This window comes from Nostoc sp. PA-18-2419, from assembly GCF_005869855.1.
In the GTDB taxonomy this organism is placed as follows: domain Bacteria; phylum Cyanobacteriota; class Cyanobacteriia; order Cyanobacteriales; family Nostocaceae; genus Nostoc.
Map to the genome: position 1 here is coordinate 258964 of NZ_SZNH01000002.1, position 14839 is coordinate 273802.

At 39.2% G+C, this 14839-nt stretch carries 12 protein-coding genes and 1 pseudogene; 6 read left to right on the forward strand and 7 right to left on the reverse strand.

Going from position 1 to position 14839, the window contains the following annotated elements:
- Nucleotides 1-209 precede the first annotated feature (209 nt).
- From FCR06_RS03010 to FCR06_RS03030, 5 genes and pseudogenes are all read right to left on the reverse strand, one after another.
- Nucleotides 210-1322 (reverse strand): TauD/TfdA family dioxygenase, encoded by a 1113-nt coding sequence (locus FCR06_RS03010; RefSeq protein ID WP_223280018.1) that lies wholly within the window; start codon nucleotides 1320-1322, stop codon nucleotides 210-212.
- A gap of 108 nt (nucleotides 1323-1430) precedes the next feature.
- A complete protein-coding gene (locus FCR06_RS03015) occupies nucleotides 1431-2405 on the reverse strand; it encodes a DMT family transporter (RefSeq protein WP_223280019.1) in 975 nt (324 codons plus the stop codon).
- Nucleotides 2406-2707: 302 nt separating this feature from the next.
- Nucleotides 2708-3748 (reverse strand): acetylserotonin O-methyltransferase, encoded by a 1041-nt coding sequence (locus tag FCR06_RS03020; protein WP_223280020.1) that lies wholly within the window; start codon nucleotides 3746-3748, stop codon nucleotides 2708-2710.
- A gap of 836 nt (nucleotides 3749-4584) precedes the next feature.
- A pseudogene (locus tag FCR06_RS34740) lies at nucleotides 4585-4741 on the reverse strand (IS701 family transposase); the annotation flags it as partial.
- A 307-nt stretch (nucleotides 4742-5048) separates the two neighbouring features.
- The gene (locus FCR06_RS03030; RefSeq protein ID WP_138497375.1) at nucleotides 5049-6200 is read right to left on the reverse strand and encodes a glycoside hydrolase family 10 protein; all 1152 of its coding nucleotides are present in this window, start codon (nucleotides 6198-6200) and stop codon (nucleotides 5049-5051) included.
- 201 nt (nucleotides 6201-6401) lie between these two features.
- On the opposite strand from FCR06_RS03030, the gene FCR06_RS03035 reads away from it, so the two are divergent.
- Both FCR06_RS03035 and FCR06_RS03040 read left to right on the forward strand, forming a co-directional pair.
- The gene (locus FCR06_RS03035) at nucleotides 6402-7265 is read left to right on the forward strand and encodes an alpha/beta fold hydrolase (protein WP_138497532.1); all 864 of its coding nucleotides are present in this window, start codon (nucleotides 6402-6404) and stop codon (nucleotides 7263-7265) included.
- Between the two features lie 308 nt (nucleotides 7266-7573).
- On the forward strand, nucleotides 7574-8029 hold the full coding sequence (locus FCR06_RS03040; RefSeq protein WP_138497376.1) for a pentapeptide repeat-containing protein: 456 nt from the start codon (nucleotides 7574-7576) through the stop codon (nucleotides 8027-8029).
- 383 nt (nucleotides 8030-8412) lie between these two features.
- Here FCR06_RS03040 and metK read toward each other — a convergent pair whose 3' ends face one another.
- Nucleotides 8413-9684: a methionine adenosyltransferase gene (metK, locus tag FCR06_RS03045; RefSeq protein WP_138497377.1), complete on the reverse strand. Its 1272-nt coding sequence runs from the start codon at nucleotides 9682-9684 to the stop codon at nucleotides 8413-8415.
- 654 nt (nucleotides 9685-10338) lie between these two features.
- On the opposite strand from metK, the gene FCR06_RS03050 reads away from it, so the two are divergent.
- From FCR06_RS03050 to FCR06_RS03065, 4 genes are all read left to right on the forward strand, one after another.
- Nucleotides 10339-11304: a threo-3-hydroxy-L-aspartate ammonia-lyase gene (locus FCR06_RS03050; RefSeq protein WP_138497378.1), complete on the forward strand. Its 966-nt coding sequence runs from the start codon at nucleotides 10339-10341 to the stop codon at nucleotides 11302-11304.
- 99 nt (nucleotides 11305-11403) lie between these two features.
- Complete coding sequence (locus FCR06_RS03055; protein WP_138497379.1) at nucleotides 11404-12723, forward strand: amino acid permease; 1320 nt, start codon at nucleotides 11404-11406, stop codon at nucleotides 12721-12723.
- Between the two features lie 72 nt (nucleotides 12724-12795).
- Entirely contained in the window at nucleotides 12796-13341 is a 546-nt protein-coding gene (locus tag FCR06_RS03060) for an RNA 2'-phosphotransferase (protein ID WP_138497380.1), read from the forward strand.
- Between the two features lie 689 nt (nucleotides 13342-14030).
- Entirely contained in the window at nucleotides 14031-14306 is a 276-nt protein-coding gene (locus tag FCR06_RS03065; protein WP_138497381.1) for a GlsB/YeaQ/YmgE family stress response membrane protein, read from the forward strand.
- Nucleotides 14307-14466: 160 nt separating this feature from the next.
- Here FCR06_RS03065 and FCR06_RS03070 read toward each other — a convergent pair whose 3' ends face one another.
- Nucleotides 14467-14649: a CsbD family protein gene (locus FCR06_RS03070; protein ID WP_138497382.1), complete on the reverse strand. Its 183-nt coding sequence runs from the start codon at nucleotides 14647-14649 to the stop codon at nucleotides 14467-14469.
- Nucleotides 14650-14839: the final 190 nt, after the last annotated feature.

Genomic DNA, 14839 nt, shown 5'->3' on the forward strand with positions numbered 1-14839 from the left:
TTATCGAATAAGCTCTTTAGGGATTTTAAATGGTGAACCAGCGCTACAGGAGGGTTAGCCCGACCTAGGCGACTGGTGTTAGCGCTGCGGTAGCGACGCAGGAGCGTCACCCGTTAGCGCAGCGTTAGCGATAGCGAAGCGTTAGCGACGGAGGAGCGTCGGAACGAGCGTCAGGGTTGCCCTATTTACGCCGTTCTGTACTAGTGATTTCAACGACTTGTTAATAAAGCGGGTTTGAAATCGCGAATGTTGCACATATTGCCGAAAGCAGTCAGTATTTTTCGTTTCAGTTTAGTATTGAGTCTACTATGAGCAACTTGTAGGTTATCGATTACAAGAATATCGCCTTGCTTCCACTGAAATATGACTGCATTTTTCCATTCAGCTTGCCCCAACTCTTTCGCTTCTGCTTCCGTCATATTGGTGCTTTGACCATCTTTGTTCAAAAAATATGCGTTCAAAGTACTAGTTCGTTTTTGCGAACCATCAACAACAGTTGCTGCTGTTGTTGCTCTTTGTAGAATATTTTTGTACAATTTGGCAGGCAGCAAGTTGTAATAGAGCCTTTGTTTAAATGAATACCGTTGCCCAATATTTCGATACCATTCTCTACTAACTAAACAATCAACAATACTAAGGCAAAAGCAAAGTCTATTCGTTCTTGGGTGACTGAATAAGGGAATATAAGAACATTCAAAAGAAATAGAGCCATCCTCTTCCCAATTAAAATCAAATCCTTGTTCCTGGAGAAGTTTGGTAATCTCCTCTGGCGAGAGATCCTCGAAGACCATTTCTAATAGATGGTTGGGAACATATCGCACAAACTGCTGAGGAAAGTTTCCAATTTTGTGCTGTAAGCTAGGAGATAAGTCATAAAATAGCTTTTCTGTATTGATGATGGGAGTCTCCCCATATAACTCTGGCTGAACTTGACAAAAAAAAGCAAGTACACTCGGTCGCACCGGCACCATATTGAGTTCATTGTGAGGAGCTATAATCACATTTGGTGGAGCTTCAGAAGAGGTGAAGACTTTATCAGTTATTCGTACACGATGAGCGCTGCCAAAATGATAAACTGACTCCAGTTGGATATTCAATAGCTCTAGGGCTTTTTGAAATTGCTCTGCACCCTCAACCTCAAATCCCCGAAACAAAATCGCTCCGTATGTATCTAGTTGTTTATTGAACCAGTCGCCACTTTCCTTCAGCAATGCTTTGAGAACTGCAAAGGATTTTTCTTTGACTGGCTCAATAACTAGAGGTAGTTCTTTTTCAGTACTGTCAACAGTTTTCTCATCATCCTGCAAAAACCGTAATCTCATATCTGAAGAAATTGAAATTGGGAGATTATAGATAGTATTCATAGAGTGAAAAAATCATATACTTAACAATCGACCAATAACCTTTCTCTTCCCCATTCTCCAATCTCTCTACATAGCTGATTCTACCTCTGACTTGATAGCAAATTCGCTAGATGAAGTTAGATATACCCCTGAAATAATCACAACAAAACTTATCAATGTAGACCAGTTGAGGCTTTCCGAAAAGATAACCCAAGCTTGCACAGAGCTAAAGACGGGAACAAACAGATCGCATAAGGAGACAAATCCTGAAGATAACTTGTTGAGGCTATAGGCATAAAGTCCCAAGCCTATTATTTGGCATATCAGGGCTAGGCAAATCGCGTAAAGCCACCCACTCAACGAATAGGGGAAAAGCCTATCTTCAGTAAGTAAAGCGATAGGTAAAAGTAACACCGAGCCGATCGCAGAACACCACGTCATGATTATTGTTGGACTCAATTGACTTCGTAGTTGTTCGACAATGAGTGGATAGAAACCAAGAAACACAGCTGATAGTAACGCCATTAGATCTCCTTGGAGTTTGTCACTCGTCAAGGAAAAATCATTGTATACTATAATGCCAGCACCAACAATAGCTACAAACGTACCGATAATAAATTTACCATCAAAGCGCTTCCCAAAAATCAGCCATCCTCCTAAGACGGTGAACAGTGGAGCCAAATAGTGCATGAGTGTAGCGTTAGCGACGTTGGTCTGAGTTAATGACAAAGCCCACAGAGCGAGAGTAGCAAATATTACAAAACTTCCTCCGATTAAGAGCAAAACTAGCCGGATTGGGTAAAGTTGTAGTTTTTCCGGTTGGTTATTAGATAGTCGCAGACGCGCAGCTGCGAATCCATTCCACAGCACTAAGGCGACAGTAGAGATCCAAAAGCGATTAAAGATTGTAGCATTTGGACCGAGTTCGCCTTCACTCAAGCGGATCAGAATTGGTGAGAAAGATAAGGCTACTAAGCTGACTACCAATGAAGCAACTGCTGCGGTAGTTGGTGTTGCTAATAACTGTTCGTATGGGAATTTCAGTTTAGCTTTGAGTATCAATATTTTTTAATAACATGACTAAGTGTACTTATCTTTCTGGCTACTTTGTTGGCTTGTTTAGTCAACTAAAGTAATATATATATACTAATTATCCTCACATCTAGCTGTTATGTCAAAAAACTACGTTTACACAATAGATTAAGTACAAATACTTAAATAAGTATACAGTGATTTGAGAAAATTGTTATCATAAAATATTACACCAAATTCAAATTATGCCGGGATATGTCTTTTAGCTTGCTAAAAGACATATCCGTAATTTTGGCGGTGGATGTAAAACTTTGTTTGTATTTGTGCGAGGCTCAAAACACTGTGCTAAATTCCATCACCGTCAGGCTAGTTCCCGTGTAAATGACTTTTTCGAGTTGAAAGCCACTAGTTTCAAACAATTCCTTATACTCTTGTTCCGTGCGCCAGTACCCCCCAGGATTTGTTACCATCATCTGAACTGCGGCAAGGGCTGGGATAGTGCCATCTGGATATTCTACTGGCGCACCACGAGGTGGAACAAGTGTCTGTAGAAGTACAACCTTACCTTGTTTTGGGAGAGCTTTTCTACACCCAGTTAGTACTTTAATTGTGTCTTGCGAACTGAATACGGAAAGAAAATACTTCATCACGATCGCATCTGCACCCTTTGGTATCTCCTCCAAGGCATTACCACCAATGACTTTCACTTCATTTTCGTCGAGTCCCTGCTTTGATAGGTAATCTGGTGCTGTCTCAACCTCATGCGGTAAATCAAACAATATACCTTTACAGCCAAATTTTTTGACAATATAGGCAATCAGTGCCCCTTGATTGCCTCCAACGTCCATAACTGTATCAAATTGACCGAAATCATAGACCTCAAACAGCGAATCAATTGCTTGATTCGTTAAAAAGCTCATGGCATTGTTGAACAGATTTCTGCTATCAGGGTTTTCCGTCATGAAGAATTCGTAGAATTTCTTGCCATGTGCCCTCTCAAAAGCTACTTCCCCTGTTTTCAAGGAATCCCCTAGTTCCCTCCAAGCATCCCACATACTGGGTTCTGTAATATGCATCAGGAAATGTCCAACAGAAGGTTCTGCATTTGTAATCAGCAGTTGGGACAGTTCTGTTGCTGCAAATACACGTCCGGGCTTTTCTACGAACACCCCTAAATGAGCTAAAGCACGGAGAAGAACATAAAGAGTTTCTACTTTCGTAGAGGTTGCTTTTGCTATTGCTTCTACAGTCATTGGTTCCGACTGTAAGAGGTTAGGTATACCTAAGTTTGTTGCTATATAAAGGCACTGGCTTTGCCAGTAACCATAGATCATTTGAGCAAGCTTCTTAGATGCTGAAGTAGTTCCTAACAAATTCTATTTCTCCGTGTAAAATAGTAGACGCCAATTATTTTTTATCTAGTCCAGTCCAAAATTACCAAGCTAAAATTCTCAGACTCACCTGCTTTTATAAACATGTATAAACATGTTGATTTATTGGATAACTCCAAGCACACTGCAAACTGAAACTAGTTTGTGAGGTACAAGCCGCGCCATGAACCGCAGTAAGAGATTACAACTAAATATCATTAACATCCCAGTCGATAACAATGCCAACGCAACAGAAACAAGTACATTTGTCAAGTGACGTATCTTGCCTCTGACTACAATAGTGACAAGTTTTTAATGTATTGCGTTGAGCAATTATATGAACAAAGTTTTTGGTTAAAACACGCTTGTATTTAAGTTACCTTCAGAAAAACCTCTAAATAATATACATACCATAATTAGTGACAAGTTAAAGAATCTAAAGCTATTTCATTTTCAAAAGTAGCACTTGATGACCTAATTTCAGATTATACCGTTTGTAAGGATTCTTCTAAAAGCTCTTAGCGCTCTTTCATTACTCTAAGCAGAGGAAAATAGAAAATCCTCATATTCATAGCAGTCTGGAACAGCGCCGCGCATTCGATTCATCAATGCAATTAGTGTTAAAAAACCATGTGACAAATGTGAAATAGGAAAAACCTTGAGCCAGGGTTTGATTAGATTAAAAAATTGGTATGGTTGGATAATCAGGCGTAGATTGTTGAGTATATTCTTCCAACCTAAACCAAAGTCCCACCAATCATGCTCTCGGAATTTCTTCACAACTGGGTCTATGGGATGGTTTATCCCTTGAACAGCAGTATTATTCCAAACTTGAGAATGAAGACTGACCATGAGATAAGCACTTATTACAATTTCCCACCATTTCTGAATTTGAGAATAGTCAGTCACTCGAAAATCAGCCCAACCCAATTCATTTTTACTTTGCTTCAGTCCATATTCAACCCAGTTCCTTAAGCCATATAAATTTCCAAATCTGTTGTACTCCCCTTCTTTGGGTCTCTTGTTTCATCAATAATTAGTATGATTTCATTTATTTTCTCACGAAAGTGATGGAAGAGCGCTAAACTTGATAGCAATAAATTTTGAAAAGCTCTTCTGTTCTAGATTACTATTAACACTTAAGCAGCAATTTAATTGTTGCTGCATCAAGTAAGAAGATAAATTTCTTCTACAACGTCCAGCGTCAATTCCACCTTAGTTTTTATTTTGTAACAGCAAGCACTCGGCTTGCGATCGCACCAGAAGCGCTTGTGCGTAGTTTTTATTACTTTTATGAGCAATCCTAAAGATTTCTCAAAAACCTCGCCACTCCTTGCCAAATTGAAGTTGACTTCCTATTACTCTCACTACCGCGACTCAAATCTGACAAAGTGGGAAACGATGCAGATTTAGCATAAACTCCATTTTGCAAAACTTTTGCTAGGGCATTATTATCTTCTCGCAACCCTTCATAAAAAAAGAATACCTCACCTTGAATACCAATTTGACGATTGTATTCAATTGCTTGTACCAAATATTCTGGACTAATACAATAATTGCCAAGCTTCATCAAAATTCCTGGCGCTAACTTGGACAAAGTTGCATCAGTGAACTGCTGAGTTACCAGTTGATTGGCGATCGCCTGATAACTTTTAAAGTCACGGCGATAAATCTGCGGGTTTATAATATCGACTATTCCCCGCTTCAGCCACGCAGGGGAATCTTGCAGATATTCCTGGAAAGCCCAATCATAAATATTAGGTGCGATCGCCACTAATAAATTAGGATTCACTGCTTTGACTTGCTGATACAGATGCGCCCAGAAATCAGTGAGAATATCAGCACGCCACTGTAGCCATTGCCTATCCTTAGGATTTGGCGGCGGATCGCGATCAAATTCCTGGCGGTAACGTGTTAAAGTTAATCGATCGTAGCCTCCTTCACTAGGGAATGCTGGCAAGCGATCGTCTCCTTGGATACCATCAACATCATAATTTTTTACAACTTCTAGTACTAAGTTTAATAAGAATTCTTGAACTTGCGGGTTGAGGGCATTCAACCATTCAAAGCCGTTTTTCTTTAGTAAATTACCATTGCGATCGCGCCCACCCCATTCTGGTTTTTGAGCTAAAAGAATACCGCCATTCAAATTATAGGAACTTGCAAAACCATATTCAAACCAAGGGATGACTTTCAACCCAACTCGCCGCGCCTCTACTACCACTTCTTCTAAAGGGTCGCGTCCTACACACATCGTGTCAATTTCAACTCCAAAAGTCTGCTGCATTGTTTGACTCGGATACAAAGTTACTGCTTGGTTCCAAACTACTGGAAACACTACATTAAATCCGGTTTGGGCAATAAAATCCATTGCCTTAGCAATACCTTGCTTTGACCTAAGAACTTTACTATCAGTAGTGGTCAGCCAGATACCACGTGTTTCTATTATTGCCATTTGCAGAAACTTAAATTATCAAAATTTGCAAGTTAATACTTGGAGTCTAGATTAGCTATTAATTATCAGAACTTATCTCTATCTTTGGATATTTTTTAAAATTTTTCTTATTCTATCTTTCAACAGATTTTATAATACTTTAAATATTTTTAAATATAGTAATAAAATCAAATAGTTTATTTAACTTAAATTATATTAATGATGTCTGAAATCGAACCTTCTTGGAAACATGAATATATAAATACTAATGGGGTGAAGCTACATTATGTTACCCAAGGCGAAGGGCCATTAATGTTGATGTTGCATGGTTTTCCAGAATTTTGGTATTCTTGGAGGCATCAAATACCAGAATTTGCCCAAGATTTTAAAGTCGTCGCCATTGACTTGCGTGGCTATAACGATAGTGATAAGCCAACAGAGCAATCAGCTTACGTTATGGATGAATTTATCAAAGATGTTGAGGGAGTAATTAAAGGATTAGGATATGAAAAATGCGTTTTAGTTGGACATGATTGGGGAGGAGCGATCGCTTGGGTTTTTGCTTATGCTCACCCGCAAATGATAGAAAGATTAATTATTCTTAACCTACCTCATCCTGCTAAATTTGCCCAAGGCTTACGCACTCTTCAACAATTGGTACGTAGTTATTACGTATTTATTTTTCAACTTCCGTGGATACCAGAATTACTTTTACAATTTTCAGATTACCAAATAATTGCAATAGCTTTTAAAGGTACAGCAATTCATAAAACTGCTTTTACGCAAGCAGATATTAATGCGTATAAAGATGCTGCGGCAAAACGCGGTGCGCTTACAGCAATGTTAAACTATTATCGCAATATTTTTCAGCAGAAAATGCTAAATCCAAATTGGGGAATTTTGGAAGTACCAACGCTAATGATTTGGGGAGAAAATGACACCGCACTTGGCAAGGAACTAACCTATGATACAGCAGCTTATGTTAGAGATTTTCAAATCAGGTATATTCTTAATTGTGGCCATTGGGTGCAACAAGAACAGCCACAGTTAGTTAATCAGTATATGAAAGAGTTTCTTCAGACTTAGTTTAACAAATACTATTAAGCAAAACGGTTAAATTCAAAGTATAAATACTTATTTAGATAGACCAGCTATACCAAGCAGTGTAAGCTTTTCGAGATATTTAATTCTAATTTAATATCAGCAGCTTTTCAAGGTTTATTCCGGTAAAATAGCCGAAAATTAGGATAAATCGCATTTTGGGTGTCCCTGTTATCCTTGTTTACTTATCACAACAAGCTTCCTGTGTCAATCTGGAACCTAAAGAACTTTGATGAGATAATAGAACTGTGAGGTAAAGAACGGACGCAACTTGATAATCAAGGGGGAAAATTATGAAACTCCAGCTATTAGTGGCCGCAGCCTTAGCAAGTCCCCTATTTTTCATTAGCTCGGTTAGAGCTGAAAATCCGCAGGACTTACAAAAACTACTTTCGACTGGGGAATGTATCCAGTGCGATTTATCGGGAGCTAACCTTAGTGGCGCTCATTTAATTGGTGCTGACTTAAGAGGATCGAAGCTTCAAAAAGCCAATCTTGTAGGGGCGAATCTCGAAGGTGCTGACTTAACTGGTGCTAACTTGGCGGGTGCTAACTTAACATCAGCTTACGTAACCAATGTAAACATGAAACAAACCAATCTAGATGGTGTAAATTTTACTCGGGCGACGATTCACGATTCTAATGTGTATAAAGCATCAATGAACGATCTGAATCTCACTGATGCCGAAATATTTAACACTGGAATCGGTATTGGTGGAGAAGATGCCGAGATTCCCGATTGGAAATAAGCTCAAGCAAGTGGGCGGGTTAAAATAAATACAACATAAGTTTTGAGGGATTTTTAATCAAAGAAACTAGTTGTTCGCAAGCATTTTCTTGAAACCTGCCTTTCCAATAATGTTAAGATAAGTAAAACCCTCTACCTTGCAGTTACTTCACCATGATTAAGGTAGAGGAATTTTTTTATAAAAATAGAATTACAATTAGTAATTATTGTTTAATAACTGTTTTAAAATTTTAACTAATCTGCTTGACTGTCTTCAATTAATTACTTAACTGTTGACTTGTGCGTTGGATGCGACAGTTTAAAGATAAATGAGGGCATAGCAATTTGTAAAGTTGTCAATACCCTCAAAATAAGCAAGCTAGATTTTTGTAGGAGCGTCTAATTTTAAGTTAGTGCCTGAGCAACTGCTGAAAGTGATTCGTTTGCTGCTTGCTTCAACAATTCCGCTCTATCTGTCTGTTCCCAAGGCAAGTCTAAATCACCCCGTCCAAAGTGACCGTAAGCCGCGACGTCCTGATAAAAACGTCCGCCTCGTTCATTTGGTAAGTTGCGTAGGTTGAAGGTATGGATAATTCCCGCTGGACGCAGTTCAAAGTGCTGCTTGATTAATTCCAGCAAAGTTTCTTCATCGACTTTGCCAGTACCAAATGTATCCACCAGAATACTAGTTGGTCGCGCTACGCCGATAGCATAAGATAGCTGGATTTCAACTTTTTCTGCCAACCCGGCGGCAACAATATTTTTTGCCACATAGCGAGCTGCATAAGCAGCAGAACGGTCTACTTTGGTGGGGTCTTTGCCAGAAAAAGCACCGCCACCATGTCGTGAATAACCACCATAGGTGTCAACGATTATTTTCCGTCCTGTAAGACCAGAGTCTCCTTGGGGGCCACCAACCACAAATTTGCCAGTGGGATTGACTAAAAAGCGTGTTTCCTCATTTGGCTTAACGTCGATGTCGCCAAAAACAGGTTCAACAACAGCTGACCATAGGTCTTGTTTAATTTTGGCTTGTACTGCCGCCTCATCTGTGATTTCCCCAATATTGGCTGTATGTTGGGTAGAAATCAAGATAGTATCAATCCCTACGGCACGTCCATCTTCATAAACTACAGTAACTTGGGTTTTGCCGTCAGGACGCAAGTATGACAATTCACCTGTTTTGCGAACTGCTGCCAATCGGCGAGCAATGCGGTGAGCCAGACTGATGGGCAAGGGCATCAGTTCTGGTGTTTCGTTGCTGGCAAAACCGAACATTATACCTTGATCGCCAGCGCCAATTTTGTCGAATTGTTGATCGCTATCTTCTTGGCGGGTTTCTTGAGCGGTGTTAACCCCTTGGGCAATATCAGGTGATTGTTCGTCTAAAGCTAGCAGAACGCTGGTGCTGTTCGCAGAAAAGCCGTTATCAGCATTTGTATAGCCGATTTCGGCAATTTTCTTCCGGGCAAGATTGACAAAATTTACATTCGCTTTGGTAGTGATTTCACCAGTAATTAGCACTAAACCAGTATTAACTACTACTTCAGCCGCCACCCGACTGCTGGGGTCTTGTGTCAGTAGGGCATCAAGAATGGTATCAGAAATCTGATCGCAGATTTTATCTGGATGACCTTCTGTGACTGACTCGGAGGTAAATAAATATCGACGAGACAAAGGTAATTCCTCCTTTGAGAGTATTTTCGCTGACTAAATATAGGTATTGAGTTCAACTACCTAATTTATGAAATCATAACAACATTTATACTGGAGTCGTTAGTGTCTTTTGAAGATCGAGTAAAACTACTGCATGAGTCGGATTTGATTGCGAAAAAAGATTACCAGAAAATACGGACGGGTAGATGAGAGCAAACAATGAGAAATCAGCATTTAGAAGCTGCGATGCTCGTAGAGAAAATCACTCAGCAAGCGATCGCCCAACTACAATAATTTATTAATTTTGATTCTTTGTTAGTGTCAGGTGAGGGACTTCCAATTAAAAAAATAATCAATCGCTTTTAAGCTAGGGGGGTATACTTCGACTACTTCGACTTCACTCAGTACAAGTGCGCTCAGTAACCGAGAGCTCTTAGCAGAGGGGAAAAAGAAGAATATCATTTAAATAAATTGATTAATTTATTTTCTGCAAGTCCCTGAGGAAAGTGTTGACACTCATGCTGGTTTATTATCACTACTTGGATGAAGAAATTTAAACAATTTTAGATGTGTCTAACCACCTGAAATGAGTATGCTTCAATCGAGCATATTCGGCGCAAATATAAAAATATATATTTATATAAATAAGAGTAAGAATATTTAATCCGATTCTCAATGCCACACTATAATTCCGTTACTATAACTGACCTGCTAGCAGCACAAGAGCGCATTTTAGGAATTGCCCACCGCACACCAGTGCTGACTTCTAGAATTGTTAACGAGCGCACTAATAGCCAAGTGTTTTTTAAGTGCGAAAATTTTCAACGCACTGGTTCGTTTAAATTTCGAGGTGCGTACAATGCCTTGGCGCAATTATCGGTAGCACAAAAACAAACAGGCGTTCTCGCTTATTCATCGGGAAATCATGCCCAAGCGATCGCTCTAGCTGGACAACTACTAAATATTCCCACCACCATTGTCATGCCTGATGATGCACCCACTGTCAAACAAACTGCAACTCGCAGTTATGGTGCAGAGGTGATTTTGTACAATCGCCAAACAACAAACCGGGAAGAATTAGCTCAAAATTTAGCAAAGGATAGAAATCTCACACTGATTCCGCCATACAATCATCCCCATGTAGTTGCAGGACAAGGTACAGCAGCTTTAGAACTGATTCAAGAAGTTGGTCAATTGGACTTACTATTAGTTTGTTGTGGCGGTGGTGGATTACTTTCCGGTTGTGCGATCGCCACCAAAGCACTTTTACCTAATTGTAAAGTCATCGGCATAGAACCAGCACTTGCCGACGATGCTACCCGCTCGTTTCATAGCAAAACCCTGCAAACTATCAAAAATCCTAATACTGTAGCTGACGGCGCCCGGACTCCTAGCCTTGGCCAAATTACTTTTCCTTTAGTATTGCGTTACGTCGATGACATGGTCACGGTATCTGAAGAAGCGATTCTTCAGAGCATGTTTTTTTTATGGGAACGTCTGAAAATTGTCGTAGAACCTACAGGAGTACTAGCCGCCGCTGCCTTACTCGAAGGTGTGGTAACAGCACCACAAACAAAGATTGGTGCGATCCTCAGCGGTGGGAATGTAGATTTAACCCAGATTGGTAAATTGTTTTCTTAATATTGATGAATTTAAGAATATAAAGTAAATCAAGAGTTTTTGCGAAAATTATTTACATATGTTAACATTGTGTCCTAAATTTAGGTGCAATTACTCATTATGACCCTGATTAAGGCCGATCTTAAGGATTCAGAGCAAGTGACTCGGTTGTTTTCTCACCTTGAATTTAATGAAAATAAGCTCAATCATCAACCAGGTAGTGTACTGGGGAGTACAGCGCTGATTGCAGGAACCACAGTCGGAGCCGGGATTCTTGCCCTACCTGCGGTCACTCTACCGTCAGGTATTTTGCCATCCACATTCGGGTTGATTGCTGTTTGGCTCTACGCTTTAATTTCAGGTTTATTGATTGCAGAGGTGACTCTGAGTGCCATGCGTCAAGAAGGGCGTGCAAGTATAGGTCTGTTGGGAGTTATTGAGAAGACTCTTGGAAAGTCGGGAGCGCAAGTTGCTAGCGGCGCATATTTATTTATGCACTATGCTCTTTTGGTAGCATATATTACCCAAGGTGGGGAAATTTTAGGTTCAGCGATCGCTAAACTTTGGGGTGTGCAGAACTCATTGCCTGTATGGGTAGGCACAACAACCTTCACGCTCATCTTTGGCGGTATTATGTATGTTGGACGAGAAAAATTTATTGAAAAATTAAATAGCGCCTTTGTGGGAATTGTGCTTGTTTCCTTTTTGGGACTATTATTGCTGGCTGGAGGACAAGTTAAAAGTAGCCAATTCTTAATTCAGGACTGGAGTGCGCTTGGTAGTGCGGTTTCAGTTATGTGTGTAGCACTGTTTTATCAAAACATTGTGCCGGTGGTTGTCACCCAACTCGAAGGAGATGTTCGCAAAATTCGTCAGTCCATCTTCATTGGTTCATTGATTCCCTTAATCATGTTCTTGGCGTGGAATGCTGTAATTTTGGCAAGCTTTAGCCCCGATATGGTACACAGCACATCTGGTGGTAAAACTGTTTTTGACCCACTGCAAATTTTGCGCGCTGGTGGTGCAGGACAATGGTTAGGAGTGCTAATATCGGTTTTTTCAGAGTTTGCGATCGCCACATCATTCATTGGATTTGTGTACGGTCTGCTGGATATATTCAAAGATATTTTTCTAATTGCACAGAGCAAAGTTTCTAGTCGCCTACCCCTGTATTCGCTAGTTCTTTTCCCTCCTATGACTCTTGGTACGCTCAATCCCAGCATTTTCTTTAGTGCCCTAGATTATACTGGAACATTTAGCATCTCAGTTTTAGGTGGAATTCTTCCAGCATTAATGACTTGGAAACAACGTCAAGAGCAAAAAAACTCGAATAGCATAAATCCACCACTCGTTCCTGGTGGAAAGCTGACACTGATTGTGATGATTGCAGTGGCATTAGTTTTGATGGTCAGACAAATTCTTTTAATTCACACAAATTAAAACTACTAATCAAAATTATAGTGTAATATATTAGGAAGAATTGTGTAACATATTATGCTACGGGTAAATTAGATGAGTGATTCTCGGTCAATCAAAATCAGCAAGTATCTTAGCAAATATCTGCGACACACACCAGATGCAATTGGAATCGAACTTGCTCCTGGTGGTTGGGTAGCTGTTGATAAACTACTTACAGCTTGCGCTCAAAATAAATTTCCTATCAGCCGTCATGAATTACAGTTAGTAGTTGAATCTAGCGATAAACAACGCTTTTCTTTTGACTCTACAGGTACTTTAATTCGTGCTAACCAAGGACACAGTACAGAAGTTGATTTACAATTGGAACCTATTGTTCCTCCAGACCAGCTTTATCACGGTACGGGACACAAATCTGTAGAGTCAATTTTAGAAACAGGACTTCGGAAAATGTCGCGTCACCATGTCCATTTATCTAAGGATATAGCTACAGCACAAATTGTCGGTGCAAGACATGGGAAACCAGTAGTTTTTCTCGTAGATGCTGCTGCAATGCATCGGGCGGATTATATCTTTTATTGTTCTGAAAATGGTGTTTGGTTAGTGGATAGTGTACCACCAGAATATCTCCAAAAAATTTGAGTTTTCCAAGCTCATTTAATTATAAAAATGCTATTTTTTTAATTTACCTTAAACCAAAAAATACTTATGTATTTTATTTAGTATTAATGGCAGAAAACGAAAAACAGAATTTTACTTTTATAGAAAAAGAATTCACTTTATCTAGTTTGGGAGCGTACACAATTAGCTACTAAGAAATATTTTTAAATGTCGTATAATATTCGGTAAATAACTAGTACCGTAATTCGTAATACTCGCCTCCGGCGAGAAGCAAGCTACATAATGACGCTCGTTCCTCGCTAACGTAATTATCTGTTTACAAGGGTTTCAGACATTTAAAATGGTTGGTTTATTTCCGGTCGCTGTACTAGTAATATCATGTCCCGCTAAATACTTATTATTACATTTGCCCTTGACGTTCCCGTGGGATACGCAGTGATCACAAAGTAAACTAATCGCAGACTGATGATGATTGCCTTGTTCCACTTGCATGGCATATCATAAGTGATTAAGCAGATTAATATAATATGTCTCAAGCAAGTGAAACATCATACTATGATATGCACATTTAGTGGTTATAATTGTTGACCGTGCTTGACTACACTAATTGATTCTAAATTCTCCATTCTTCAATACCTATATCTTACGGTAGAAGGAAAATAGTATTGTAATTTCTAAGCTAGTTATTAACTTTTCTTAGGAATTAAATTATGCTCAACATAATTGCTTGGATAATTCTGGGTTTAATTGCCGGAGCTATAGCGAAAGCTATTTATCCTGGTCGTCAAGGTGGCGGTATTGTTGCAACTATGGTCTTAGGTATTGTCGGTGCTGTAGTTGGTGGAATATTAGTTACTCTCTTGGAAACAGGTAGATTTCAATTAGCTGCTGCATCCCTCAGCATTCCTGGTATAATTGTCGCCGTAATTGGTGCAATCATTGCGATTTTTATATGGAATTTAGTAGGTGGACGTGCTAGTTATTAATTGAATCAAATTGTTAGATAAATTATGCTTGGAGCTAAGTTGTTAACAAATTTTTTCATCATAAAAAACTCCACTTACTCAAAAAGTAGTGGAGTAATTAGTGTTAGATAACAACTAATGATTCATAGCTAAAATAACGAGCTACATTGTACAAGCTAAATTAGCTTAAAGCTTTCTTGATTTCATCTTTAATGTTTTCTACAACATGAATAGACTGGGCTTCGGCTTGCTTTGCTTTTCCTTCAACTTTATCTTCGGGATTACCAGTGACTTCACCCACAACCTCTTGAATTTTTCCTTCAATGTTTTTTGCAGTCGCTTCGATTCTTTTTTCGGCACTCATGTTTTTGTCTCCGGCTTGTAGTTGGTAGAACTATTACTAAATGTAGTAATAATGTATTGTTACTTAGTTCCATCAAGGGAGATAAAATTTATATAAATTATAGTATCTTAAGATAGATATTGTGTAGTGTAATAGTATATAATATTAAAAATCAAAGCTTTATAAATAAAATTTATCTATGCTGTTTCCT

Excerpts from the sequence above, each read along its gene's own strand:
- FCR06_RS03035 (WP_138497532.1), top strand. The coding sequence starts at position 6,402 with ATGTCTGAAATCGAACCTTCTTGGAAACATGAATATATAAATACTAAT.
- FCR06_RS03065 (WP_138497381.1), top strand. The coding sequence starts at position 14,031 with ATGCTCAACATAATTGCTTGGATAATTCTGGGTTTAATTGCCGGAGCT.
- FCR06_RS03010 (WP_223280018.1), bottom strand. The coding sequence starts at position 1,322 with ATGAGATTACGGTTTTTGCAGGATGATGAGAAAACTGTTGACAGTACT.
- FCR06_RS03070 (WP_138497382.1), bottom strand. The coding sequence starts at position 14,649 with ATGAGTGCCGAAAAAAGAATCGAAGCGACTGCAAAAAACATTGAAGGA.
- FCR06_RS03030 (WP_138497375.1), bottom strand. The coding sequence starts at position 6,200 with ATGGCAATAATAGAAACACGTGGTATCTGGCTGACCACTACTGATAGT.
- FCR06_RS03060 (WP_138497380.1), top strand. The coding sequence starts at position 12,796 with ATGAGTGATTCTCGGTCAATCAAAATCAGCAAGTATCTTAGCAAATAT.
- FCR06_RS03050 (WP_138497378.1), top strand. The coding sequence starts at position 10,339 with ATGCCACACTATAATTCCGTTACTATAACTGACCTGCTAGCAGCACAA.
- FCR06_RS03040 (WP_138497376.1), top strand. The coding sequence starts at position 7,574 with ATGAAACTCCAGCTATTAGTGGCCGCAGCCTTAGCAAGTCCCCTATTT.
- FCR06_RS03055 (WP_138497379.1), top strand. The coding sequence starts at position 11,404 with ATGACCCTGATTAAGGCCGATCTTAAGGATTCAGAGCAAGTGACTCGG.